This window comes from Mycobacterium shimoidei, assembly GCF_900417275.1.
In the GTDB taxonomy this organism is placed as follows: Bacteria; Actinomycetota; Actinomycetes; order Mycobacteriales; family Mycobacteriaceae; genus Mycobacterium; species Mycobacterium shimoidei.
On the sequence record NZ_UEGW01000001.1, the window covers coordinates 213,032 to 237,628 of the forward strand.

Annotated in this window: 26 protein-coding genes; 12 read left to right on the top strand and 14 right to left on the bottom strand. The window is 66.4% G+C overall.

Annotation, left to right across the window (positions count from 1 at the left end):
- Positions 1 to 6: 6 nt before the first annotated feature.
- Positions 7 to 132, bottom strand: a complete 126-nt coding sequence (locus MSP7336_RS24395; protein WP_264078143.1) for a hypothetical protein — start codon at positions 130 to 132, stop codon at positions 7 to 9.
- 371 nt (positions 133 to 503) lie between these two features.
- Here MSP7336_RS24395 and MSP7336_RS01075 point away from each other — a divergent pair, with 371 nt between their 5' ends.
- From MSP7336_RS01075 to MSP7336_RS23645, 4 genes are all read left to right on the top strand, one after another.
- Positions 504 to 1,220, top strand: coding sequence for an ABC transporter ATP-binding protein (locus tag MSP7336_RS01075; RefSeq protein WP_372507680.1), 717 nt, complete (start codon positions 504 to 506; stop codon positions 1,218 to 1,220).
- A complete protein-coding gene (locus MSP7336_RS01080; RefSeq protein WP_069395620.1) occupies positions 1,217 to 3,721 on the top strand; it encodes an FtsX-like permease family protein in 2,505 nt (834 codons plus the stop codon). Before MSP7336_RS01075 ends, MSP7336_RS01080 begins: the two co-directional genes overlap by 4 nt.
- A gap of 72 nt (positions 3,722 to 3,793) precedes the next feature.
- Positions 3,794 to 4,429, top strand: coding sequence for a TetR/AcrR family transcriptional regulator (locus tag MSP7336_RS01085; protein ID WP_069395621.1), 636 nt, complete (start codon positions 3,794 to 3,796; stop codon positions 4,427 to 4,429).
- Positions 4,430 to 4,514: 85 nt separating this feature from the next.
- On the top strand, positions 4,515 to 4,829 hold the full coding sequence (locus MSP7336_RS23645) for a sigma factor-like helix-turn-helix DNA-binding protein (RefSeq protein ID WP_069395622.1): 315 nt from the start codon (positions 4,515 to 4,517) through the stop codon (positions 4,827 to 4,829).
- A 13-nt stretch (positions 4,830 to 4,842) separates the two neighbouring features.
- Here the strand turns inward: MSP7336_RS23645 and MSP7336_RS01095 are convergent, their stop codons facing one another.
- The 8 genes from MSP7336_RS01095 to secY form a co-directional block, all read right to left on the bottom strand.
- Positions 4,843 to 5,490 (bottom strand): class I SAM-dependent methyltransferase, encoded by a 648-nt coding sequence (locus tag MSP7336_RS01095; protein WP_113962855.1) that lies wholly within the window; start codon positions 5,488 to 5,490, stop codon positions 4,843 to 4,845.
- Positions 5,474 to 6,085: a DUF4389 domain-containing protein gene (locus MSP7336_RS01100; protein WP_425325723.1), complete on the bottom strand. Its 612-nt coding sequence runs from the start codon at positions 6,083 to 6,085 to the stop codon at positions 5,474 to 5,476. The genes MSP7336_RS01095 and MSP7336_RS01100 overlap by 17 nt, the downstream gene beginning before the upstream one ends.
- A gap of 11 nt (positions 6,086 to 6,096) precedes the next feature.
- Complete coding sequence (locus MSP7336_RS01105) at positions 6,097 to 6,762, bottom strand: SRPBCC family protein (RefSeq protein ID WP_113962856.1); 666 nt, start codon at positions 6,760 to 6,762, stop codon at positions 6,097 to 6,099.
- Positions 6,763 to 6,980: 218 nt separating this feature from the next.
- The gene (locus MSP7336_RS01110; protein WP_269749325.1) at positions 6,981 to 7,649 is read right to left on the bottom strand and encodes an anti-sigma factor family protein; all 669 of its coding nucleotides are present in this window, start codon (positions 7,647 to 7,649) and stop codon (positions 6,981 to 6,983) included.
- Positions 7,650 to 7,788: 139 nt separating this feature from the next.
- Complete coding sequence (locus MSP7336_RS01115; protein ID WP_084226410.1) at positions 7,789 to 8,322, bottom strand: sigma-70 family RNA polymerase sigma factor; 534 nt, start codon at positions 8,320 to 8,322, stop codon at positions 7,789 to 7,791.
- A gap of 71 nt (positions 8,323 to 8,393) precedes the next feature.
- Positions 8,394 to 9,194, bottom strand: coding sequence for a type I methionyl aminopeptidase (gene map, locus MSP7336_RS01120; protein ID WP_113962857.1), 801 nt, complete (start codon positions 9,192 to 9,194; stop codon positions 8,394 to 8,396).
- Between the two features lie 2 nt (positions 9,195 to 9,196).
- Positions 9,197 to 9,742: an adenylate kinase gene (locus tag MSP7336_RS01125; protein ID WP_113962858.1), complete on the bottom strand. Its 546-nt coding sequence runs from the start codon at positions 9,740 to 9,742 to the stop codon at positions 9,197 to 9,199.
- Positions 9,739 to 11,064: a preprotein translocase subunit SecY gene (gene secY / locus MSP7336_RS01130; protein ID WP_113962859.1), complete on the bottom strand. Its 1,326-nt coding sequence runs from the start codon at positions 11,062 to 11,064 to the stop codon at positions 9,739 to 9,741. Before secY ends, MSP7336_RS01125 begins: the two co-directional genes overlap by 4 nt.
- 263 nt (positions 11,065 to 11,327) lie before the next feature.
- On the opposite strand from secY, the gene MSP7336_RS01135 reads away from it, so the two are divergent.
- A complete protein-coding gene (locus tag MSP7336_RS01135; protein WP_113962860.1) occupies positions 11,328 to 12,236 on the top strand; it encodes a class I SAM-dependent methyltransferase in 909 nt (302 codons plus the stop codon).
- On the opposite strand, the gene MSP7336_RS01140 is transcribed toward MSP7336_RS01135, so the two are convergent.
- Positions 12,217 to 13,629: a xylulokinase gene (locus MSP7336_RS01140; RefSeq protein ID WP_113962861.1), complete on the bottom strand. Its 1,413-nt coding sequence runs from the start codon at positions 13,627 to 13,629 to the stop codon at positions 12,217 to 12,219. The genes MSP7336_RS01135 and MSP7336_RS01140 overlap by 20 nt on opposite strands.
- Before the next feature lie 30 nt (positions 13,630 to 13,659).
- Between MSP7336_RS01140 and MSP7336_RS01145 the strand changes: the two genes are divergently transcribed.
- Both MSP7336_RS01145 and MSP7336_RS01150 read left to right on the top strand, forming a co-directional pair.
- Positions 13,660 to 14,631, top strand: a complete 972-nt coding sequence (locus MSP7336_RS01145) for an NAD(P)-dependent oxidoreductase (RefSeq protein ID WP_113962862.1) — start codon at positions 13,660 to 13,662, stop codon at positions 14,629 to 14,631.
- A complete protein-coding gene (locus MSP7336_RS01150) occupies positions 14,628 to 15,284 on the top strand; it encodes an L-fuculose-phosphate aldolase (RefSeq protein ID WP_113962863.1) in 657 nt (218 codons plus the stop codon). Before MSP7336_RS01145 ends, MSP7336_RS01150 begins: the two co-directional genes overlap by 4 nt.
- Before the next feature lie 14 nt (positions 15,285 to 15,298).
- Here the strand turns inward: MSP7336_RS01150 and MSP7336_RS01155 are convergent, their stop codons facing one another.
- Positions 15,299 to 16,168: a helix-turn-helix transcriptional regulator gene (locus tag MSP7336_RS01155; protein WP_113962864.1), complete on the bottom strand. Its 870-nt coding sequence runs from the start codon at positions 16,166 to 16,168 to the stop codon at positions 15,299 to 15,301.
- A gap of 74 nt (positions 16,169 to 16,242) precedes the next feature.
- On the opposite strand from MSP7336_RS01155, the gene MSP7336_RS01160 reads away from it, so the two are divergent.
- Positions 16,243 to 16,920 carry a class I SAM-dependent methyltransferase gene (locus tag MSP7336_RS01160; protein ID WP_113964712.1) on the top strand — a complete coding sequence of 226 codons (678 nt, stop codon included), beginning with the start codon at positions 16,243 to 16,245 and terminating at the stop codon, positions 16,918 to 16,920.
- On the opposite strand, the gene MSP7336_RS01165 is transcribed toward MSP7336_RS01160, so the two are convergent.
- Together MSP7336_RS01165 and MSP7336_RS01170 are read right to left on the bottom strand one after the other, a co-directional pair.
- Positions 16,899 to 18,131, bottom strand: a complete 1,233-nt coding sequence (locus MSP7336_RS01165) for a zinc-dependent alcohol dehydrogenase (RefSeq protein WP_113962865.1) — start codon at positions 18,129 to 18,131, stop codon at positions 16,899 to 16,901. The two genes, MSP7336_RS01160 and MSP7336_RS01165, sit on opposite strands and share 22 nt — an antisense overlap.
- Complete coding sequence (locus MSP7336_RS01170) at positions 18,128 to 18,904, bottom strand: SDR family NAD(P)-dependent oxidoreductase (RefSeq protein ID WP_113962866.1); 777 nt, start codon at positions 18,902 to 18,904, stop codon at positions 18,128 to 18,130. Before MSP7336_RS01170 ends, MSP7336_RS01165 begins: the two co-directional genes overlap by 4 nt.
- A 135-nt stretch (positions 18,905 to 19,039) precedes the next feature.
- Here MSP7336_RS01170 and MSP7336_RS01175 point away from each other — a divergent pair, with 135 nt between their 5' ends.
- Genes MSP7336_RS01175 through MSP7336_RS01185 form a run of 3 tightly spaced genes read left to right on the top strand, consistent with a single transcriptional unit; the run spans position 19,040 to position 21,804 of the window.
- A complete protein-coding gene (locus MSP7336_RS01175; protein WP_113962867.1) occupies positions 19,040 to 19,957 on the top strand; it encodes a class I SAM-dependent methyltransferase in 918 nt (305 codons plus the stop codon).
- A 22-nt stretch (positions 19,958 to 19,979) separates the two neighbouring features.
- Entirely contained in the window at positions 19,980 to 20,906 is a 927-nt protein-coding gene (locus MSP7336_RS01180) for a class I SAM-dependent methyltransferase (RefSeq protein WP_181786494.1), read from the top strand.
- Positions 20,890 to 21,804, top strand: a complete 915-nt coding sequence (locus MSP7336_RS01185; protein ID WP_113962869.1) for a class I SAM-dependent methyltransferase — start codon at positions 20,890 to 20,892, stop codon at positions 21,802 to 21,804. The genes MSP7336_RS01180 and MSP7336_RS01185 overlap by 17 nt, the downstream gene beginning before the upstream one ends.
- Here MSP7336_RS01185 and sppA read toward each other — a convergent pair.
- Entirely contained in the window at positions 21,801 to 23,588 is a 1,788-nt protein-coding gene (gene sppA / locus MSP7336_RS01190; protein WP_113962870.1) for a signal peptide peptidase SppA, read from the bottom strand. The genes MSP7336_RS01185 and sppA overlap by 4 nt on opposite strands.
- Before the next feature lie 38 nt (positions 23,589 to 23,626).
- On the opposite strand from sppA, the gene MSP7336_RS01195 reads away from it, so the two are divergent.
- Complete coding sequence (locus tag MSP7336_RS01195) at positions 23,627 to 24,553, top strand: LLM class flavin-dependent oxidoreductase (RefSeq protein WP_113962871.1); 927 nt, start codon at positions 23,627 to 23,629, stop codon at positions 24,551 to 24,553.
- Positions 24,554 to 24,597: the final 44 nt, after the last annotated feature.

Sequence of the window (24,597 nt, forward strand, 5' to 3'; positions counted from 1 at the left end):
CTCCCATCAATCCTGGGCGTGCCGTTCGTAATCCCACCGTTCGAGTCGTTGTTGCACTCGTAGCAGGCCGGCCCCGGCCAGCGGCACGCCCAGGGAAAGGGACGACACCAACACGATCAACCACGGGCTCATCGCCAAACCTCCTACCGGTTATACGCCGGGCCGCGGCCAGAGGTTCATAAATGAACCGCGCGCGCAGGCGCGTCGTGTCACCAGGGAGAACCCGTGAACGGCCATGAACGGCCCGCTGCGCGCGATTCGCCGAAACGCCACTCGGATAGCCGATGCGATCGCAGACTGGAGGAGGCTCGTCGCTGCGCCCAGCCGAGTGCCCCGCAGCGGTATCTCGGTAGCCGGGAGGAAGGTCAGGACCTGATGCGCGCTGTCCGGCGAACGAACGCTCTTCCGCGGCACGGGCGGGTGCCAAGCCGCGCGTTGCGAGACCGTGTGGAATAGCCTTGTGCCGCAACCGGATAGCCAATTCCACAGCTGGATAGGACACGATGAGCGACTGCGAATCTAGCGACGAACTGGTCATCGAACTTCGCGGCGTGACGCGCGAGTATCGGGTCGGCGGTCGAACAGTGCGCGCACTGGACAACGTCGACTTGCGCCTCGTCGGTGGACATTTCGTGTCGATCGTAGGGCCTTCCGGTGCGGGCAAGAGCACGTTGCTGCACTTGCTGGGAGCGCTCGACTCCCCCGATTCCGGGTCGATCATCTTCGACGGCGACGAAATCGGCCGGTTATCGGACGAGCAGCAATCGGCGTTTCGCCACCGTCGGGTGGGGTTCATTTTTCAGTTCTTCAACTTGTTGCCGACGCTGTCGGCGTGGGAAAACGTAGCAGTACCGAAGCTGCTCGACGGCGTGCGGCTGGGCAAGGTGAAACCGGATGCCGTTCGGCTGCTGGAGCGGGTCGGGCTCGGCAACCGGACTGAGCACCGGCCGGCGGAGCTGTCCGGCGGCCAGATGCAGCGGGTTGCGGTTGCCCGGGCGTTGATGATGGATCCGCCGCTGATTCTTGCCGACGAGCCAACCGGGAACCTCGACTCCGCAACGGGTGCTTCGATTTTGGCGCTCCTGGCCGATGTTGCCCACGAACCCGGCCGGCTGGTGGTGATGGTGACCCACAATTCGGACGCGGCGGCGGTGACCGATCGGATGATCACACTGCAGGACGGCCGGCTCGGCTCCGACGTGCCGGTGGTCGCCGGATGAGGCCGGTTTCCACGATCGGCGCAGCGGCGAGCCGGCTGCGGGTGTTCAGCCTGCGTGAACTCGCGGTGCATCGTCGCCGCACGATCGCAGCGACCGCCGTAATGGCCGTTTCGGCAACATATTTGGTGGCGATATTCGGCATCTTCGGATCGATCGCCGGTTCGGTCACCCGGCTTTCCGACGGAATAGCCGGCATCGCCGCACTCGAAGTGTCCGGCATTACCGACGCAGGTTTTTCCGACGCGATCACCAACGAGGTCGCCGCGGTTCCCGGCGTCGAGGTCGCCGCACCGATGATCCGCATGTCCGCAACCACACCGTCGGGCCCTGTTCTGCTGCTGGGCGCCGATGCCAAAACCGCCGCATTGGGCGGGGCGCTCAAAGATGCAGTCCGCGGACAGGTCGCGGCGGCGGTCGAGGAACGCAGCACGGTCCGCGTCGGACCAGGACTTGGTTACACCAAAGGCGACAGGTTCCGGCTGGGGTCGGGCGAAGTCACCGTCGCTGGCGTGCTACACGACAAACAGGTCGCGGATCTCAACGGCGGACACTACATCCTTGCCTCACTTCCGCTGGCGCAGAACGTAACCGGCCGACAAGGCCAGCTCGACTCAATCCTGGTCACCACCAAACCGGGGGCAGATCTTGGCACTGTTCGCACCGCGATCACCGACGCGGTGAACGGCCGCGCCATCGTCGCAGAGCCGAGCTCGCGTGCGACCCGGGCCGGCGACGGCGTCAAGATGATGAATTACATGGGCTTGCTGGGCGCCGTGGTTGCCCTGGTGGTCGGCGCGTTCCTGATCTACACCACGGTGACCATGGCCATCACCCAGCGCCGGCCGGTGATCTCGATGCTGCGCGCCATCGGCGGCCGGCGCACCACGATCGTTCGCGACATGCTCGCCGAGGCAGCAGTTCTCGGTCTGGTCGGCGGCGCCATCGGGTCGGGCATCGGAATACTCGCGGGCCGCATCGCAATCGGCCGATTACCTCCGGCCATCACCCAAGGGCTCGAGGCCCGCGTCGAATACTGGCTGCCCGGCTACGCGATACCGGTCGCGCTCGCGGCAACGGTACTCACCAGCGTGGTCGCCTCGGCGATGGCCGCACGACAGGTCTACAAGGTCTCACCGATCGAGGCATTGGCACCCGTGGGGGTGTCAGCGGCGGACTTTGTGCCCCGTTGGCTGCGGGCAGCAAGCGGGGTGGGTGCCATCGCGCTGGTCGCGGTCTCGATCGCGATCCTGCTCGGCCACAGCGGAGCGCTCACCTTCGCCGCGATCGCCGGGTTGTTCTGCGCCGAGGTCGCCCTGGGCTTCGCGCTTGCCGCACCCATCGTCACGGCCACCGCGGCCGCCGCACGCATCTTCGGATCGAGCGGAGCGCTCGCGGCCGCGACCATCGAACGCGCACCGCGGCGAGTGTGGGCCACGGTGATGACCGTGCTCATCGCGGTGGTCACGACCGTCGTGATCACTGGTACCAACGCCGACATGGTCCGGTCCGCCCGTCGCGTCTTCTTGCCGGTGGCCGATGTCGACGTGTGGGTCAGCGCCGATCCTCCCGACAGTTACCCCGTCGACGCGCTACCCGACGGTCTTGCCGCCAAGGTGGCCGCGCTGCCGGGGGTGGCGCGTGTCGTGGAAGGCGCATTCGGGTTCGCCGTCGTCGGCGGTACCCGCGTGATGCTCGACGGCTTCTCCCGGGGAAGCGCCGACGGGTTCTATCACGCGCTCGACCAACAGCTCCGCGAGGACGTGCTCGCCGGCCGGGGTGTGGTGCTCTCGCAGAATCTGGGCAAGACGTTGCAGGTGCGGGCCGGCGACCGGCTGCAGCTGCAGACGCCGCGCGGCCCGCAGCAGGTAGCCGTGCTGGCCCTGGTGCCGTATTTCTCGACGGTCGTCGGCACCGTCGGAATCGACATCGGCCGGATGCGGGCTTGGTTCGATCGGCCGGCAGCGACGACGCTGCAGGTCACCGCCGCCCCCGGTGTGGATCGCGGTCGCCTCGCGGCTGACGTCCGCCGCGCCGTCCCGGCCCCGAACTACGTATACGACGGCCAGGCAGCGCTGGCGGGGCTCGAGGCGCCGCTGCGGCAGAGCATGTTCATCGCCAACGCCGTGTGGGTCATCGTCGTGCTCGTGGCCGGCGTCGCACTGTTCAACACACTGACGCTCTCGGTGCTCGAACGGCGGCGCGAGATCGGGGTGTTGCGCGCGATGGGGTCCAGTCGCCGGCTCACCCTGCGGATGGTTCTGGCCGAGGCGGCCGGCATCGGGGTCGTCGGCGGTGTCTTCGGACTGCTGTTCGGGGTGACCGACCAATGGTTGTACAGCCTGGCCAGCGGCGACGTCATGAATTTCGACGTGAGTTTCCGGCCGAGCCCGCTGGCGCTCGTTTTCGCTGTCGGCGCGGTGGCGATCAGTCTGCTCGGCTCGATCGCGCCCGCCCGGCGAGCCGCACGACTGAACATCGTCGACGCTGTCGGCGTCGAGTAGCGGCCTGATCGCCGGCCGAGCGACCGCCGGGGCGCCTTGATTTATGAACGATCGTTCGTATAGATTGTTCGGATGGTTTCCGTGACCGACGGCAGGCTCGCTCGGGGCGAGCGGGCACGAGCCGCGATCCTGGCCAAGGCCGCCGACATCGCCTCGGCGGAAGGCCTGGAAGGCCTCTCGATCGGCAGGCTGGCCCGAGAGTGTGGAACCAGCAAGAGCAATGTGGCCGCGCACTTCGGCTCCAAGGCGCAACTTCAGCTCGCTACCGTGCGCTACGCGACCGATGTGTTCATGCGCGAGGTCGTAAGTCCGGCGCTGAAGGCCCCACGAGGTCTGCCGCGACTGCTGGCGATTTACGACCAGTGGTGCGATTACTCGCGGCGACGGGTGTTTTCCGGCGGCTGCTTTTTTGCTGCCGTAGTTGCGGAGTACGACGCACGTGACGGCGCGGTTCGCGACGTGTTACGCCAATTCCGGATCGGGTCACTGGGTTTCCAGACGCGGTTGGTCGCCGAGGCTCAGCAGACCGGCGAAATTCGCGCCGACGCCGACCCTGCGCAAATCGCATTTGAGTTGGATGCCTTCACCTTGGGAGCGAACTCTCAGGCAGTGCTGTTCGACGACAGCAGCGCCTATGACAGAGCAACAGCAGCGATCGCAGCTCGCATTGACAGCGTCAGACCCGGTCGAAAGGACTGCGACACATGAGATTCCAAGGCCTCGACTGGGGCGCCATCAGGCTGGTTGCAGCATGAGCATGCGCGATCGGAGCAACCTACGGTTTCTCAACCATATGAAACCGTCGGACGCCGCGTTGCGGTTGCCCGTTCCCGGCGAGGGCGACGCGATGCCGACTCGCCTGCTGGTGAGTGAGGCGCTGGCACGGTTGTCCGCCGAACATCGATCCGTGATCGCCCGCTCCTTCTATCAGGGTCTGACCACCGGGCAGATCGCCGACGAACTCGGGATCCCCGAAGCTGTGGTGAAGTCGCGGCTGCATCACGCGCTGCACGCCTTGCGACTGATGGTGCAGACTCAGCTGGTCGCCGAAGCGCAAAAACCCGACATCTGGCCGCTGTCGCTCGGCGACACTGCCCATGGCAGCTGAACAGCCCAGAGCTTCAGACGATTTCAGCAGGACTAGTGTCGGGCAGGGTGGCGAAGCCCTGCACGTGAGGTGTACACGGCGGCGGCACCAGGGTCCGCCGTATGCTGCGAAGTTCGCCGGTATCGAATCCGGCGGCGGCGATCGCGTCGAGCGTTCTGCGGTTCGGCTCGCACCCGGAAGCCAGCCACGACCACGGCTTGGCGATCAGATCCTGGTAACGACCCATCGCCCCGTCGGCGCGAACGTGTTCGAGGACAACCAGCCTGCCTCCGGGAACCAGGACCCGCCGGATCTCACCGAGGGTAGCCGCCACATCATCGACCGAGCACAACACCAGCCCTACGTGCACTGAGTCGAAACTGTTGTCCGGGAACGGGATCGATTCGCCGACACCGTCGACGATGTCGACCGAGATGTTTTGGCGGCGGGCCAGAGCTGCAGCCATTCGCCGCATCGCCGGCTCAGGCTCCACTGCGGCCACCGAGGTCACCGTGGGCGGTAGAAACCGCAAATCGGTTCCCGGGCCGAGACCGACGATCAGCAGCCGTCCAGTCGCATTGCTCATCACCGCGCGCCGATACCGCCAGTAGAACAGGCGGTCGAAGATCGGCATGCCGAGCCGATAGATGTATGGGAACAACGGATTACGGCGACGTGGCATCGCCGGCTCCCAGATCCATCCGGAACGGCGGATAATCGTCGCGCATCAGCGAGACGTATGCGGCCACCCGGTAACGCCATCGGACGATACCTAACAGCAAATCGAACATACCCCGGTGGATCGTCCCGTTGGTCAACAAATGCAGCGCTGCGATAACGCACAGCACCTGCAGCAGCGGCTCCATCACCCAGCACAGCACGATCTGCGGTAACCCCAGCAGCCACCATTTCACCAGCACGGCCCACTTCGAGAGTTGTTCCGGATAGTCGATTTCCAGATCACCCGGGTAGTCGGGCCGAGACTTGAGCGTGAAAGGCGGGTACTTGTCGGTGGTGTTCATCGGGAATCTGTAGTTCATGAGTCGCCATGACCAGCGCAGCACACCGACGTTGAAGTCGAAGATAGGACGCGGGTAGCGTCCGGTGATCAAGATCGCGACACCGGCGACGGCGGTCAGCACCGGATACACCAGGTAGAGCAGAATCAGTATCGGGTAATGCGGCACGGCCAGCACGCACCACTTGGCTAACACGAGCCAGCGTGAGGGAGAGTCGATTTCGCTTCGCACTCGCACCGGATCGTGCGTGCTGGTCACCGGGAGCAGCCTCACCTCATCCACGTCGGCGTGACCGGCAGGCCGTTGCGATGGCGATATTCGGCGATTGCCTTCAGGTTCTTCAGCTCCAACAGGTGGCCGGCACCGAACATGTCCCAGAAGTCGCCCACCCACACCGGACGTTCGGGCGGCGCTGTGTCCGGATACGGGTTGCGGTCGTAGAACGGATGATGACAATTCGTCCATAGCACAACCGATCCCGGCTTGTTAAAGACCAGCTGCGCATCGACCACCCGCATCAAGTAGATCATCCACAGGTGTCCGCCCTGATCCCACGCGCAGTGATAGTCGACCGTGCGGGCATGCTCGTTGGCAACCGTACGAGTGTAGATCTTGGTCTCCGAACCGAGCCGGTCGTGGGCGAGCCACAAGCCAGGTTGTTCGGTGGGCGTGAAACCGCGAAGGCTGTATGTCCATTCCTCGAGACTGCTCGTGTGCGCCATGTAGTCGAACAACTCGTCCGGCGGACAGTCGATGTAGTCGTTGACGGTGCAGTACTGACCAAAGACCTGGTCATGCGGGTACACCGACCGCATCATCTCCATGATGATCGGAGTGGCCTTTTCCCGGGGGCTGGTCTCGATCCGGATCAGCCCGTCGATGGGCTCGGTGGTCCCGGTATGGGCGACAATATCGTCAAGCGCACACGTCGACATCGGTGCGGTCCTCCTTTGGGCTGGGACGTGTTGTAGTCCAACGGTTTAGCACCCACCGTTGGCGTCGACACACTGAAGACGCGGTCGACTCTGCACGCGGCAACCTGCACGACGGTGTGGTCAACCACTCGGTACGAAACATCTGCTCCCCAAGCGTGTGGCAATGCCGGTAACACGATGGGCGGGTGAGTTCAGTTCACCCCGGTGGGCGGACGCCCCTACAGCGAGCGCTCCAACAGCACCTGCCCGTCATCGGCGGAAACCACCTGAACCGCGGCGATCTGGTCAACCGGCGTCGAGATGCTGGCGGCCGGAGTTGCGGTGTGGCCGGGCTCGGCGACCCAGGTGGCCAGTTGGGTGCGGGTGCCGTCGCGGTCGACCACCACCATCGCCAACCTGTCGTGGGGGGCATAGACCGGGGCCAGGCAGACGCACTTCAGGCCGATGAAGGTGCCCCAGCGCTCGCCGCTGATCGACACCGTCGAGGCCAGCGCGGACGTCCCGATCTGCGCCATCGGCTGCGCGGAGACAGCCGCCGGCGGCGCTGACGTCAACGAATGGCCCGTCATCCCGATGAATACGGCGAGCGCCAACACCACGGCCGCCACGGCCCCGGCCGCCCAGGCCATCAGGCGGGCGCGACGGCGGCGATGGCGCACGGTGTTCAACAGCCTGGGCAGCAGCTCAGGGGACAACTGCGGACCCGATGCCTGGTCAGCTTCGTCGATCGCGGCCACCTCGTGGCGGTCGAGCTGCGACAGCAGAGCCGGCATACCGCTGAGTTCGCCGACGGACTCCCGGCACGCGGGGCAGTTGGCCATGTGGGCCTCGAACTCCCTGCGGTCGGCGGAAGACAGTGAACCCAGGACGTAGGCGGCGTCCCACATCGCATAGCCATGGTCGTCGGCCACGGACAACCCACGGTCACCGGGGCCATGTCCCCGTTGCGATGTCATCATTTCACCCCATCTCCTGCCAGCATCCAGTTTCGGTTGCCGATGACTGGCCGGATTCTCATAGGCGCTGTCATCGTGTCACTCCCAGCTCTTGCAGCGTGAGGCGCAGCGCCCGCACCGCATAGTGTAGTCGTGATTTGACTGTTCCCTCCGCGATCTGAAGGTCGGCGGCGATCTGGGCGGTGGTCCAACCGCGGTAGTACGACCGCTCGATCACCGCCCGATGTTCCGCCGATATGTGCGTCATTGCTTCGGCGATCAGCAGCCGGTCGAGGGCCGCGTTGACCTCGTCGGGCGAGGCCTGCTCGGGCGCGCCGGAGTCGTCGAGCGAACCGACGACATTGCGGGCCCGTGCGCTGCGGCTCTCGTCGATGATCAGGTTGCGGGCGACGGTGAACAGCCAGCCCCGTGCCGAGCGCTCGGTCTCATCGATGACTTCCGGATGCCGCCACGCCCGCAGCAGCGTCTCCTGCACGATGTCCTCGGAGCGGGCCCGGTCGCCGGTCAGCCGCAGCGCGTAGCGCCACAATGCGGCCGCGTGCTCGTCATAAAGCGCTTTCATCAGGGCGGCTTCATGGTCGGCCGGGCTGTCGACACGAGCCACTGGATCACCTCCTGCCAGTAGACACGAGTCCAACGCGCACCCAGTTCACGGCGCACATCGACGCTTGTGCGCTACCCCGAGGTCAGAATCCGCGGTCCGTCATCGGTCACCGCGACCGTGTGCTCCCAGTGTGCGGCGCGTGACCCATCAGCGGTAGCGACCGTCCATTGGTCGTCGAGCACGTCGGTTTTGCCAGTGCCCAGCGTCAGCATCGGTTCGATGGCGAGCACCGACCCAGCCGCCAGCAGCGGCCCCCGTCCCGGCGTCCCCTGATTGGGCAGAAACGGATCCATGTGCATGCGCCGGCCGATCCCGTGACCGCCGTAGCCCTCGACGATGCCGAACGAGCGACGATAGCGGGTCTCGGCCTCATGCGTGGCGGTCTCGATGGCATGCGAGACGTCGGTCAAGCGGTTGCCGGGCACCATCGCGGCGATCCCGGCTTCCAACGACTCCCTGGTGGCCGCCGACAGCGCGTCGTCGCCGGCGTCAAGGGGGCCCACACCGAACGTGATCGCCGCGTCGCCGTGCCAGCCGTCCAGAATCGCCCCGCAGTCGATGGAGACCAGGTCGCCGGCTGCCAACACCTCGTCGGCCGCCGGAATGCCATGCACCACACGGTCGTTGACCGACGCGCAGATCGACGCCGGATACCCGTGATAGCCGAGGAAAGACGGGATGGCACTGGCGTCGCGAATCACCGACTCGGCGATTTCGTCGAGGTCTAACGTCGACACGCCGGGCACCGCAGCTTCCCGCACCGCCCGCAGCGCAGCGGCGACCACCGCGCCCGCTGCGGCCATCGCGTCGAGTTCACCCGCGCTGCGCTGCGGCACGACCTTGCGACTGCGCAGCCCCGCCAATGGGATCACTACTACTTACCTAGAGCTTGCAAGGCTCGGGCGAACACTTCGTCGACGGTGCCCACGGCGTCGACGGTCTTCAACTCGTCGCGGTAATACTCCAGCAGCGGAGCCGTCTCGTCGCGGTAGACCTTCATCCGGTTGTGGATGACCTCCTCGGTGTCGTCGGCTCGGCCACGGCCCTGAAGGCGCTCGCGCAGCACCTCCTCGCATACCCGAAACTCCAGCACCGCGTCCATCTGGGTGTTGCGCCGCTCCAGCATGTCGTGCAGCGCCTGCGCCTGCTCCACCGAGCGGGGGTAGCCGTCCAGGATGAACCCGGCTGCCGCATCCGGCTCGTCGAGACGACTGTCGACCAGCTTGTTGGTCAGCTCAGAGGGCACCAAGTCGCCCGCGTCGAGGTACCGCTTGGCCTCCAGACCGAGCTCGGTGCCCTCGCGGATGTTCTTCCGAAACAGTTCCCCCGTGGAAATCTGCGGGACCCCGAGTTTGTCAGCCAGCTTCTGGGCCTGGGTGCCCTTACCGGCACCCGGTGGCCCAAGCAAAACAACTCTCACTTCAGGAACCCTTCATAGTTGCGCTGCATGAGCTGGCTTTCGATCTGTTTGACGGTGTCCAAACCGACGCCGATCATGATCAAAACCGCGGTACCGCCAAACGGCAGGTTCTGCACCTGCCCGGTGTTGCCGATCTGCAGGAACACGTTGGGCAGCACCGAGATCACGCCCAGGTAGATCGACCCGGGCAACGTGATGCGGCTGAGCACAAAGCGCAAGTAGTCCGCGGTCGGCTTACCCGGACGGATGCCCGGGATGAAGCCGCCGAATTTCTTCATCTCGTCGGCACGCTCGTCGGGGTTGAACGTGATCGACACGTAGAAGTAGGTGAAGAAGATGATCAGCCCGAAGTAGATCGCGATGTAGACCGGGTCGGCCGGGTTCGACAGGTAGTTGCCGACGAACTTGTCCCACCACGTGTTGCCCACGCCGCCGCTGCCGCTGCGGATGAGCTGGGTGATCAGGTGCGGAATGTAGATCAACGAGGACGCGAAGATCACCGGGATAACGCCGGCCTGGTTGACCTTGAGCGGCAGATACGTCGAGGTGCCGCCGTACATCCGGCGCCCCACCATGCGCTTGGCGTACTGCACCGGGATGCGGCGCTGGCCCTGCTCGACGAACACCACACCCACGATGATGATCAACGCGGCCACCACCACCGCGGCGAACACCGGGCCGCCGCGGCTGTCCAGAATCGTTTTGCCCTCGGCCGGGATGCGGGCGGCGATGCCGACGAAAATCAGCAGCGACATGCCGTTGCCGATGCCACGCTCGGTGACCAGTTCGCCCATCCACATCACCAGTGCCGCGCCGCCGGTCATCACCATCACCATCACAATCAGGGTGAAGATGCTCTGATCGGCGATGATGTCCAGGCTGCAGCCCTGCAGCAGCCCACCGTTGGCGGCCAGCGCCACGATGCTGGTGCTCTGCAGGATGGCCAGCGCGATCGCCAGATAGCGGGTGTACTGCGTCATCTTGGCCTGGCCGGACTGGCCCTCTTTGCGCAGCTCCTCGAACCGCGGAATGACCACGGTGAGCAGCTGCACGATGATGCTGGCGGTGATGTACGGCATCACCCCGACCGCGAAGACGGTCAGATGCAGCAGCGCGCCACCGGAAAACAGGTTGATCAGCGAGTAAATCTGCGCCGCCTGCCCGCCGCTGACCTGCGCGACGCACTTCTGCACATTCGGGTAATTCACGCCGGGCGACGGCAGCGACGCGCCAACCCGGTAAAGGATGACGATGCCCAGCGTGAACAGGATCTTTCGTCTCAGGTCGACTGTTCGCAGAGATGAGATGAAAGCCGAAAGCACTCTTCCTCCTGCGCAGCCGGGCTTTAGTCGCGGCGAGCCAATGGGGCTGGTCTGGCCAGCCTGGGTGGTCCTGCTTCACGCGCCAATCGCCCGCAGGCCAGAACCTGGTCAGGTGCGCGTCAAACAGTCTACGAGAGTATCAGCGCAGGCAGTGATCCGTTGCAGGCAGGCGTAGAGTTTCTGCTGGCTCATTACCTTGGCTAAGAATGATAATGCTTCTATCTTCCTCGTATCTTCCCTACCTCACCGCCGATCGGAGAGTCATGACACGCAGCGAAGGCGACAGCTGGGATTTGGCGTCCAGCGTGGGTGCGACCGCGACGATGGTCGCTACCGCGCGGGCATTGGCCAGCACCCAACCCGAACCGCTGATCAACGATCCGTTCGCCGAGCCTTTGGTGCGGGCGGTGGGCATCGACTACTTCGTTCGACTGCTCGACGGCGACCTGGCCGGTTTCGACCAGGAGAACCTGCCGGTGGATCCGCGCCAGATCGTCGCGAACATCGCGGTGCGCACGCGGTTCTTCGACGACTTTTTCACCCAGGCAGTCGACGCCGGTCTGCGACAGGCGGTCATCCTCGCTGCCGGCCTGGACACCCGCGCCTACCGGTTGGCCTGGCCGGGCGACAGCGTGGTCTACGAAATCGACCAGCCCAAGGTCATCGACTTCAAGGGCCGCACGTTGTCGCAACTGGGAGCTACGCCCAAGGCCGGGCACCGCTCGGTAGCGGTCGATCTACGAGACGACTGGCCTGCCGCCTTGCAGCACAATGGGTTTGACCGGTCGCAGCCGACAGCATGGAGCGCTGAAGGTCTGCTGCTGTATCTGCCTCCGCACGCCCAGGACCGGCTGCTCGATGAAATCACCTTGATCAGTGCGCCCGGCAGCATGCTTGCTACTGAATATCACCCCGATGGCGGCACGGCGCTGATCGAGCGCAGCAAGGAGATGGCCGGCCGCTGGCGCGACCAAGGCCTGGACCTGGACCTCTCGCAACTGGTGTATCAGGGCGAACGCAGCGTCGTGCCCGACTACCTGGCCGCGCACGGCTGGAAGGTTTCCACGTTGAGCCGTGCGGAGCTGTCGGCCAGCTACGGTGTGGCCTTTCCCGACGAGGCCGGCGCAACGCCGATGCGCCACACCGTCGCGGTCACTGCCGTGCGGCAATAGCCGCCCGGGACGGATGATCGGCCAGCTCCAGAAAGCGGTGGTACCGGTCATTCACCGCGCCGGTCCACGCCGGGTCGGGTTCGACGACGCGCTCGACGCGGGCCCACCGGGCCGCATCGGTCATCGACGACTCCAGTCCGACGGCCATTCTCGCCAGAAACGCCGCGCCCAGCGCCGCCCCTTCGGCCACGCCCGACACCTGCACGGGCCAACCGGTGGCGTCGGCGATGGCCTGCATCCACGGCTCGACCCGGGTGCCGCCCCCGGCGGCGAGGATGCGTCCGACGGCGACCCCGCTGCGCTCGACGAGCTGACGCACGACGAATCCGGACGCCTCGTAGGCGGCCCGCCGCACCGCGGCGGCGTCGTGGGTGAGGTCGAGGCCGTCGAGCACCGCACGGCGATCCGGATCGTGATACGGACAACGTTCCCCGCGCACATACGGCGACCACACCGGGACCCGCCGCGGGTCCGCGTCGCTCGGGTCGCCCGGCCCCAGCAGACGGTCCACCCAACCCAAAAACAGCCCACCGGCGTTACTGGGCCCACCGATCTGGCTCTTTCCGGCCGCGATGTGCGGGATGGTCCACAAGCCCGGAACCTGGCGCGCGTCCGGAATGGTCGTCCACACGATCAGCGTCGTCCCGCAGAGCACGAGCACGTCGCCGTCCCGTTCGGCCCCGGCCACCAGCTGCTCGCACAGCGCGTCGATGGCCCCGACCGCCAACGCCGAGTCGCTGTCGCGCACCTGCCCGGCCGTCACACCCGGGGCTTCCACCCGCGGCATGCGGTCGACCGTCACGCCGCACCCTCGGCAGACTTGCTCGCTCCAGCCGGTGCCGTCGAACAGCGGCCGCGTCGTGTACGCGGTGGCGAAGTCGATCACCGCATCGCCGGCCAGCGCGTAGTTGGCCACCGCCGGCGCCGGCCAATAGCCGGACGCATCAGGCGCCTCGCCGGCGGTCCAACGCAAGAACTCGGCCGCCTCACCGGTCGGGGGCAATGACGCGTCGAGTGTCACCGGTCTGATGGCGGCGGCCCGCTTCGCCCGGCTTCCCCGCGCTTGCGACCGCCGCGGCACCCGGCCGCGCCCGTCGCCGTAGAGCAGCCCCGGCGTGATGGGCCGGCCGCCGGAATCGACCGCGGTCAGCGACGGCACCATCGCCGACACCGCCGCTGCCCGGGCATCCGGCCGGGCCAGCTGGTCCAGCGCGGCCAGCGGGCCGCGCCGCCACGCCTCGTCGGCATCATGCTCCAACCGGTCGGGGGCGGGAACGCGTAGCTGATGCGGGATCCGGGCCCGCGCAGTCACCCGGCCGTCCTCGTCGGCGGCCACCGCTTTGACGGCGGTGGTGCCGATATCGATGCCAATTGTGACCTCTTTGCGTGACACGGGCGTAAACGTACGCCACCATAGGCACTCGTGACTCGTGCTTTGGTGACCGCCCCGTTGCGCGGCGACGGCTTGGAGAAGTTGCGTCGGATTCTCGACGTGGTCTATGACCCGTGGATCGATCAGCGGCCGCTGCGCATCTACACTCCGGAGCAATTAGCCGAACGGATTTCCGCCGAGGCCGCCGACGTCGTTGTGGTGGAAAGTGATTCGGTCGGCGGGCCGGTGTTCGAGCTGGGGCTGCGGGCCATCGCCTCGACCCGCGGGGACCCCAACAACGTCGACATCGCCGGGGCCACCGCCGCCGGGATCCCGGTTCTTTCCACACCCGGCCGTAACGCCGACGCCGTCGCCGAGATGACGGTTGCGTTGTTGTTCGCCGCAACCCGGCATGTGCTGACCGCCGACGCCGACGTGCGCGCCGGAGAGGTGTTCCGCGACGGCACCATCCCCTATCAACGGTTTCGGGCGTGGGAGATCGCCGGGTTGACTGCCGGGCTTATCGGTCTCGGCGCCGTCGGGCGCGCGGTGAAATGGCGGCTGGCCGGGCTGGGTATGCGCGTGATCGCCTACGACCCGTACAACGACGAGGCCACCCACAGCCTCGACGAGTTGCTCGCCGAAGCAGACGTGGTCTCCCTGCACGCGCCGGTCACCGATGACACCACCGGGCTGATCGGCGCCAAGCAGTTCGCGGCCATGCGCGACGGCGTGGTGTTCCTCAACACCGCGCGGGCCCAGCTGCATGACACCGACGCCCTGGTCGACGCACTGCGCAGCGGAAGAGTCGGCGCCGCGGGCCTGGATCATTTCGTCGGGGAATGGCTGCCCGTCGACCATCCGCTGGTCGGTATGCGCAATGTGGTGCTCACACCCCATATCGGTGGGGCGACGTGGAACACTGAAGCGCGGCAAGCACAGATGGTCGCCGACGACCTGGAAGCGCTGCTGGCCGGCCGGAGGCCTGTGCATATCGTGAATCCGGAGGTGCTTACGGCATGAGATTCGTTGACAACCCGGAGGAGGCCGTGCTCGCGGCGGCCAAGGACATGCTGCGCCGCGGTCTGGTCGAGGGAACGGCCGGCAACATCTCGGCGCGGTGCGAAGACGGCAACCTGGTCATCACCCCGTCGTCGGTCGACTACGCCGAGATGACGTTGGAGGATTTGGTCCTGGTCGATCCGGATGGCGGAGTGCTCAAGGCCGCCGAAGGGCGCTCCCCCTCCAGTGAGATGAAGTTGCATCTGGCCTGTTATCAGGCGTTCGACGACATCGGCAGTGTCATCCACAGCCACCCGGTGTGGGCGACCATGTTCGCCATTGCGCATCAATCGATTCCGGCGTGTATCGACGAGTTCGCCGTCTACTGCGGCGGTGATATCCGCTGCACCGAGTACGCGGCGTCCGGCACACCTGACGTGGGCGCCAACGCGGTCAAGGCGCTGGAGGGACGCGCGGCGGCGCTGATCGCCAACCACGGCATGGTGGCCGTCGGGCCACGGCCGGACAAGGCGCTTCATGTCACCGCTTTGGTCGAGCGCACCGCTCAAATCGTTTGGGGAGCAAGAGCTCTCGGCGGCCCAACGCCGATCCCTGAGGATGTCAACGCCGGGTTTGCCGGGATCTACGGTTATTTGCGCGCCAACCCGATGTAAGTCCCGCGCGCTGTTCAACCAGCCCGGTTGACCGGTCGACCTGCGCGCCAGCGCCGTGGTGACGTACCGTGCGCGCGGCGGAACAGCCTGCTGAAATATCCCGGATCGAAGATTCCGACCCGCCGGGCGATCTCGCTGACCGGAAGATCGGTCTCGCTCAGCATCCTTCGAGCTTCTGCCAAGCGACGCTCGATGATCCAATCTTGCACGGTACGCCCGGTGCGGCGACGCACGATGGTCGTGAGATAACCGGGAGTCATGCCGAGTTCGCGCGCCACATCACGCAGCGACAGCGGCTCGGTGTGCCGGCGCTCGATCACCGCGAACACTTCGGCCAACAGCGGTTCGCCGCTGCGCCGCAGACCGCCGACCACGTCGCCGGCCAGGCGAGCGAGATCGATGAGCAGCAACGTCAGATGCGCCAGCACAGCTTGCCGGTAACCCTCCTGCCGGGCGGCCAGTTCGGCTTCCATTGACCTGATTGCGCCTTCCCACGTAGCCCGCCGCGCTACCGGCACCTCGACCTGCAGCAGCCCGTCGGATTGCCCGTGCAGAAACGGGAATAGCAGGGGGTGGGACCGCCACGCCGGCCAGGGCGATCGGCCCTCACTGTCCAGCGCGGCAGGATCGAAAAATATCCCGACTCCCCCTCTGGCCGGCATTACCCGTGCCGGATCGATTACCGCTCCGGCGGCTACCACATAGAGGCATCCCGTGGAAGGGACATACCACAACACGGGAAAGTCGTGTATGTGACGACCATGTTCCACCAATTCGTCGCCCCCGCCACGAACCACCGACACCGGAGGCGTGTCCAGATCGCTGCGGTACTGGTAGATCGGGATACCGCCGCGATGCCTGACCAAACGCGCTGCCGTCGTCACACTACTAAAGATAGTCCTATTGTTTCCAAGAATCACCCAATTACCTTGTCGACGAAGGGTCCACTATGGAGATCATGACCGAACATCGTCCACGATCTACCACCCCCGCCACCGGTAATCGACACGACTACCTGCCCGCCGCCGGACGCGACATCTTCCTTCCGGGTTACGACATCCTGACGCGGCTGCTCGGCATGAAAAGGGTCTACGACACTCTCATCGCGCAGGCCGAGCTCGCCGACGGGCATCGTGTTTTGGAAATCGGTTGTGGTACCGGCAATCTCACGGTCCGCACCAAACGCATTCATCCGGGTGTCGAGGTGGTCGGCTCCGATCCCGACCCGTTGGCGCTCGCCAGGGCCGAGCGCAAAGGGCGCGGGCTGACCGGGATCCGGTTCGACCGCGGCTATGCCCAGCAGCTGCCGTACGGCGACGCGGAATTCGATCGAGTCCTGTCGTCAATGATGCTGCACCATTTACCGGACGACGTGAAAGCTGATGCTGCGGCGGAAGTGTTTCGGGTTCTGCGCCCCGGTGGACGACTGCACTTGGTCGACATCGGCGGCGCTATGACCCCGCACGATGGCCTGGTGGCTCGACTCATGATGCACAACCGTCACGTGGCCGGCAACACCGGTGACTCGATTCCACGCTTGCTGCGGGGTGCTGGATTCGAGTGCACAGAGGTCGCCAGCCATCGACAGCGCATCATTGGGCGCCTCACCTACTATCACGCCACCCGGCCCGCCTGACGCTGGTCTATCGCCACCTTGATCGCGCCGCTGTCGCCCTGGTTGGCGATGGCCAAGAATGCCTCACGCCACTGCTCCAGCCTGAACGTGTGAGTCAGCATCGGCCGCAAGTCGATTCGGCCGTCGACCGCCATGTCGAGATAGTGCGCGATCGCGTGCTTGCGCAGTCCGTCAACCTCCTCGACTCCGAAGGCGTTGGAGCCCACCCAGTTGATCTCCTTGAAATACAACGGGCTCCATTCCCACCGGCCCGGCGCGTGCACCCCCGCCTTCACCAGCGTCCCGCGTGCCTTGAGCACCCGCACCCCGACCTCGAAGGTTTCCGGCTTACCGACGGTGTCGTAGACGACGTCGAGTGCCCCGGGATAAGCCATCGGCAACCCTTGCAGCGGTTGGCGCAGCCGGCCGCCGCCCCAGCCAACCAACTCCTCGATCACGGCCAGCCGCGGCTCGTGCGCCACGACGAGGTCAGCACCCAATTGGCGGGCCAGCGCGGCCTGCGCCTCGAAGCGCGCCACCACCGCCACCGCAACCTGGGGGTAGAGCGCGCGCAGGATCGAAACCGCGCACAGTCCCAGCGAACCCGCCCCGTACACCAGCGCCCGACCCGACCGAGGCGGCGGGTGGCGGGTTACCGCGTGCAACGACACCGAAAACGGGTCGGCAAAAACCGCCAACTCGTCGGGCAGCGATTCGGGCACGGCAAAGAGCATGCTGTCGTGGGCGGGCATCAACTCTGCATAGCCGCCGGTCACGTCGGCTGACACCCCGGTGTGGATGCCGGGTTTGATGTCGCCGTCGCAAAAGTTCCAGCACAGGCTGTAGTCACCGGCTTCGCAAGCGGGACAACGTGGTTCGATGCCACGTGGCCCGCACGACAGCCACGGATTGAGCACCACCCGTTGTCCTGGTTCCAGCCCACGGGCCTGCGGGCCAACAGTCACCACGTCAGCGACCACCTCGTGCCCCATCACTTGCGGGAACGAGCAGAACGCCGCCATCGCGTTGTCGCCATCACCCTCGCCGAAATCCAGCAGGATCTGTTTGGAATCCGACCCGCAGATGCCGGTCAACCGGGGCCGGGTGATCACCCAATCGTCGTGTATCAACCGCGGGTCTGGAACATCCTGTAGCGCAACAGGACTGTGCGTGAGGGCATCCTCGGGTCCGCCGAACGGCTCGGGCGGTACCCCGAATACCAGCGCCCTCATTGCCGTGCCATCGCAGCCACGCCGGCAATGTAGGCGTCGAGGTCGGCATTTTTGGCGTCGACGACGGCTTTCATGTCCGGCAGGTAGTGCTCGACGCGATCGCTGTCCAACGCCGCGATAATGCCTTGCGCCACCTCCTCTGGGGGGACCTTGGGTCCGGTGTAGAGCGGATCGTCGTTGTCGGGCTGGTCCCAGATTTCGGTGTCGACGGGGCCGGGCTCGATCAACTTCACCGACACACCGGTGCCGTGCAGGTCGACGGCCATCGCTTCACTCCAGCCGCACAGCGCGAATTTGCTGGCACAGTAGGCTGTTTCGTGGATGATGCCCAGGCGCCCGCCCATGCTGGACACATTGACGATCACACCCTCGCCGCGGGCCAGCATGCGCGGCAATACGGCTAAGGTCAGCCGCATCGGCGCGAAGAAGTTGACCCGCATGACGGTCTCGACCGCGTCCGGGTCCAGCTCGGTGACCCGACGGCGTTTCGGGATCGCGGCATTGTTCACCAGCACGTCGATGCCGCCGAGGCCATCCCACGCGTCGAGCGCTAGCCGCTCGATGGCCGCGGTGTCGGCCAGGTCGGCGACCCACATCGCAGACTCGGGTGAATGGCGTCGGCAATCCGCGAGCACCGTCGCGAGCCGGTCCCGTCGGCGTGCGACCAGCCCGACGATCGCTCCGCCGGCGGCCAGCTGGCGGGCCAGGGCCGCACCCACTCCCGATGAGGCGCCGGTGATCAGTACCCGTTTTTCCGCCTTCGAATAGGACATGTCCAAAGCCTGGCCTGTCCGGGTGGTGATGCACAACGCCTTGCAACGGCCTTTCGCCGAGCACGCACCGCCCGAGTGGCCGCCCGCCGACAACTAAGTTATATTGGCTAAGTAACGATTTTTGGAAGGGTTGGTATGGCACGCGCAGATAACGACAGTTGGGACCTGGCCTCGAGCGTGGGGGCCACGGCGACGATGGTTGCGGCGGCTCGGGCGATGGCGATGCGCACCGAGCGCCCGCTGATCAACGATCCGTTCGCCGAGCCCCTGGTCCGGGCGGTGGGAGTCGACCTGTTCACCCGGCTGGCCAGCGGTGAGCTGGATCCGGCCGAGTTGCACGACGGCGAGCAGGCGGGCCCGGACCGCATGAGCGACAACATGGCGGTGCGCACCAAATTCTTCGACGAGTTTTTCCTCGACGCGACGAGGTCAGGGATTCGGCAGGTGGTGATCCTTGCCTCCGGGCTCGATTCCCGCGCCTACCGGCTCTCTTGGCCGCCCGGCACCGTCGTCTACGAAGTCGACCAGCCGCAGGTGATCCAGTTCAAGACGCGCACGCTGGCGAAGCTGGGCGTCGAACCCACCGCCGAGCGGCGTGCGGTGGCCGTCGACCTGCGTGATGACTGGCAGAGCGCGCTGCAGACGGCTGGTTTTGATCCCAGCCGGCCGACGGCGTGGAGCGCCGAGGGCCTGCTGGGCTACCTGCCGCCGGAGGCGCAGGACCGGCTGCTGGACACCATCACCGCGCTCAGCGCGCCGGGTAGCCGGTTCGCCACCGAAAGCGCACCCAACCCCGAGCCGGCCGACCACGACCGGATCAAGCAGCGGATGCAACAGGCCTCCGAGCGCTGGCGTGAGCACGGGCTGGACCTGGACATCACCGAACTCATCTACTTCGGCGACCGAAATGAGGCGGAGCCCTACCTGTCCGATCACGGTTGGCAGGTGACCGGTGACAGTGTCCGAGATCTGTTCGCCGCCAATGGTCTTGCACCGATGGAGGACGACATGCCGTTCGGTGAGCTGCGCTACGTCAGCGGTGTCTTGAACTAGCGGCGACCCAGGAGGTACGGCAATGCCACGTACGCAGGAAGACAGTTGGGATTTGGCCTCCAGCGTGGGTGCAACCGCAACCATGGTTGCGACGTCGCGCGCACTGGCCGCCCAAGGGCCTGACCCGCTGATCGACGACCCCTTCGCCGATCCGCTGGTTCGCGCGGTGGGTCTTGCTCCGTTCGTCCGGATTCTCGACGGAGAGGTCAGCCTGGACGATCACCCGGCACTGAATCGCAGGACTCGAGCGGAGCAGATCACTGTTCGCACACGGTATTTCGACGATTTCTTCACCGGTGCCACCGAGGCGGGCATCAGGCAGGCGGTGATCCTGGCTTCCGGGCTGGACACCCGGGCCTACCGGCTGCGTTGGCCGGCGGGCACGGTGGTCTACGAGATCGACCAGCCGCAGGTCATCGACTTCAAGACCAGCGCGCTGGCCCGTCTCGGCGCCGCGCCGACTGCGCAGCGCCGCGCTGTCGGTATCGACTTGCGCGACGACTGGCCGGCCGCGCTGCGAGAAAGCGGGTTCGAGGTCGACCAACCGACCGCGTGGAGCGCCGAAGGGCTGCTGCCCTATCTGCCGCCCGAGGCTCAGGACCGGCTGTTCGACGACATCACCGCGCTGAGCGCGCCGGGCAGCCGGCTGGCTACCGAAGACATTCCCGACCCCGGCGCCTTGACCGGCGAGCATGCTCAGCGAATCAGTGAGCGGTGGCGCCGGCTCGGTTTCGACCTCGATGCGGCTGACCTGTTCTATCCGGGCGAGCGCAGCATCGTGGTCGACTACCTGGCCGACCACGACTGGCAGGTGACGCTGTTTCCGGTCCGGGATCTGTACCAGCGCAATGGTTTCGAGTTTCCCGACGACGAGATGATGGCGGAATTCGCTGAGATGAGGTATGTCTCGGCGACGTGGCGAGGGCGGACCGATGACTCGCACTCATAACGACACCTGGGACCTGGCGTCCAGTGTGGGCGCCACCGCGACGATGGTGGCGGCCGGGCGGGCGCTGGCGACCAAGGATCCCCGCGGGTTGATCAACGACCCGTTCGCCGACATGCTGGTCCGCGCGGTGGGGGTGGACTTTTTCGTCAAGATGATCGACGGGGAGCTCGATCTATCCACCCTCGAGGACTGGTCACCGGCCCGCGCACAGGCGATGATCGACGGAATGGCGGTGCGCACCAAGTATTTCGACGACTACTTCGCCGACGCCACCGGTGCCGGTGTTCGGCAAGTGGTGATCCTGGCCGCCGGGTTGGACTCGCGTGCCTACCGGTTGCGCTGGCCGGCCGACACGGTGGTCTATGAGATCGATCAGCCTCAGGTGGTCGATTTCAAAACCGCTGTATTGGCCGGCGCCGGCGCCGAGCCCACCGCAACACGGCGCACCGTCGGCGTCGACCTGCGCTCGGATTGGCCGGCAGCGCTGCAGAAGGCCGGGCTGGATCCGACCGTTCCGACGGCCTGGCTGGCCGAAGGACTGTTGATCTACCTACCGTCGGAAGCTCAGGACCGGTTGTTCGACAACATCACCGCGCTCAGCGTTCCGGGCAGCACGATCGCGACCGAATACGTGCCCGGCATCCGAGATTTCGATGCGGAGCGGGTCCGTCAGATGTCCGAGCCGCTGCGTCAACTCGGTGTCGACATCGACATGGCGTCGCTGGTGTACCCCGGCGAACGCAGCCATGTCATCGAATACCTACGCGGCTGCGGCTGGTCCGTCAGCAACGTGTCACGAGCGGAACTATTCACCCGCAACGGAATTGACGTCCCAGCGGTCGAGGACGACGATCCGCTGGGCGAGATCATCTTCGTCAGCGGGACACTCGCAGGCTAAAGGCGCGGCTCCCCGAGCCACAGCACGCTGGCACCGGTCAACGTTCGCTCGGCCTCGTCTAACAACCCGACCAGCGACTGTGTGACCAACGCGCCCACCACATCCGGCAGGGACGCGGCCGGTTGGGACGACGGGCGTGGCCGCAGAAGGTCCCACACCGACGAGCGCGGGTAACTGACCAGGCGGACGTCGGCGTCGGCGTCCAGACCGGCCAGCACCTTGGCCCGGCGCACCGCGGTACGCAACCCACCGAGTTCGTCGACCAACCCGCGTTCGAGGGCGTCCGCGCCTGTCCAGACCCGGCCGCGCGCCACTTCGTCGACGGCCTGCGTGCTCAGGTGCCGGCCCTCGGCGACGCGCTGCACGAAATCGGTGTAGAACAGATCCGCTTCAGCCTCGACCAGGGCCTGTTGTTCGGGGGTAAACGGCTTGTTGATCGACCACGCATCGGCATTGGCGTTGGTACGCACCGCATCCGAGCCGACACCCAGCCGCTGCTTGAGTTCCCGGGCGACCAGCTTGCCGGTCACCACACCGATCGATCCGGTGATGGTGCCGGGATTGGCCACTATGGCGTCGGCGCTCGTCGAAATGTAGTAGCCGCCGGACGCGGCGACGGCACCCATAGAGGCAACCACCGGCTTGCCCCGACCGCGGGCCTTGATCACCGCACGCCAGATGGTCTCCGACGCGGTGACCGAGCCGCCGGGGCTGTCGACCCGCAACACAATCGCCGAGACCGAGTCGTCGGCCGCCGCGTCGCGCAGCGCCGCGGCGATGGTGTCTCCGCCGGCGGCCGAGATGCCGAACGGCAGCGTCCGTCGACCGCGTCCACTGATGATCGGGCCCGCCACGGTGACCACGGCGACGGCCGGCTTGGACCGCCGGCCCGGAATCGGCACTGGCGGTGCCGGGCGCGGGGCGCTCGCGCGCGCATAACGCGACAGGTAAAGCCGCGGCGGAGCGGACTCGCTGTCGGCGTCGCCGGTTTCCGATGAAATACCCTCGGCGCCAACGAGTTCAGCGATTCTGGCGTACGCCTCGTCGCGGTAGCCGATACGATCCACCAGCTTGGAACTGACCGCGTCGTCGCGCAGCAGCGGAGCGCGGTCCGCCAGCGCGTCGACGGCGTCGAGGTCGATTTTGCGCGAGTCGGCCACCGCCTGCCACACCTGGGCTTGCAAGCTCTCCAGCAGCCGGCTGTCGGCCTCGCGATGCGCGTCGGTGTACCGGTCCTGGGTGAAAAGGTTTGCCGCCGACTTGTATTCGCCGCGGGCGACGAACTGCGCTTCGATGCCGGCCTTTTCCAGCGCGTCTCGCAAGAACAGCGCATTGGTGGCGAAACCGATCAGCCCGACGGTGCCCGACGGCTGCATCCACACTTCGCCGAACGCCGATGCCAGGTAGTACGACAGGGTCCCGGGATACGTTTCGGCCCACGCCAACGACGGTTTGACCGCGGTGAACGCGGCGATGGCTTCACGCAACTCCTGAACCGGGCCGGCCGGCGCGGCCGGCATCTGCACCTGGGCGATCAACCCTGCCACTCGCGGGTCCTCGGCCGCCCGGTGAACCGCGGCGACGGCTTCGCGCAGCACCGGCGGCCGGCCACCGCCGGTGACGATGGCGAGCGGGTCGAAGCCGCTGGTCTCCGGTGGCGCGGCGTGCAGGTCGAGTTCGAGCACACAGTCCTTCGGGATGCCGTGGTGGCGGGCGGTGTCGACCCGGCGTATCAGTGCGCGCACATCGTCGGCGCCGGGCGGGGTGGGCAAGAAGTCGAGCATGCCGTCGAGCGTACCGACGGTGTGCCTACGGTGATGAGATGCGCTTCTCGATCTCCATTCCCCAGCTCGACTCGAGCGGCTTCGATGCCGCGGGCGTGCGTTCCTATCTGGCCCGTGCCGAAGAACTCGGATTCGAGGGTGGTTGGACGCTCGAACAGGTCATCGGCCCGGCCCCGCTGCTGGCGCCGCTGGAGTTACTGGCGTTTGCCGCCGCCTGCACCGAGCGGCTGCGGCTCGGCGTCGCGGTTCTGGTCTCCTCACTGCATGAGCCGCTGCAGCTGGCGTCCGCGGTGACCACCGTTGACCGGATCAGCCACGGCCGGCTGGACGTGGGCGTTGCGCCCGGCGGCGGGTCTCGCCAGTTCTCCGCCTTCGGAGTGGACAAGGCGACATTCGTCGCCAATTTCACCGAGGGCCTGCGGCTGATGAAGGCGGCATGGTCGGACGAACCCCGAGTGACCTTCCACGGACGGTTCCGGCAGGTCGACGACCTGCCAATTCAGCCCAAACCGGTGCAGCGGCCTCATCCGCCGATCTGGTTCGGCGGGCAGGCGCCCACGGCGCTGGCGCGGGCCGTGCGCCACGGCGACGCCTTCCTGGGCGCGGGTTCGTCGACCACCGCGAAGTTCGGCGAGGCCGTGCGCATCGTCCGCCGCGAGCTGGCCGACCAGGGCAAAGACGCCGAGCGGTTCACCATCGGCAAACGGGTCTACCTGATGGTGGACGACGATGCCGAGCGGGCACGTGAGCGCGTGCTCGCCGGGTTGCGCCGCATCTACGGTCGCATGCGCGGCATCGACGAGGTGCCCGTGTACGGCACACCCGACGACGTTGCGCGCGGCTTGCGCGACGTCGTCGCTGCCGGTGCGCAGATGATCCTGCTCAACCCGCTCGGCGACGACGTCGCTGCGGACCGCGAGCAGATGGAACGCCTTGCTGCCGAAGTGCTTCCGCAACTCACCTGATCCCGCGAGCGTCGTCCGCGCGGCCGAGAATCTGCGATTCCCCG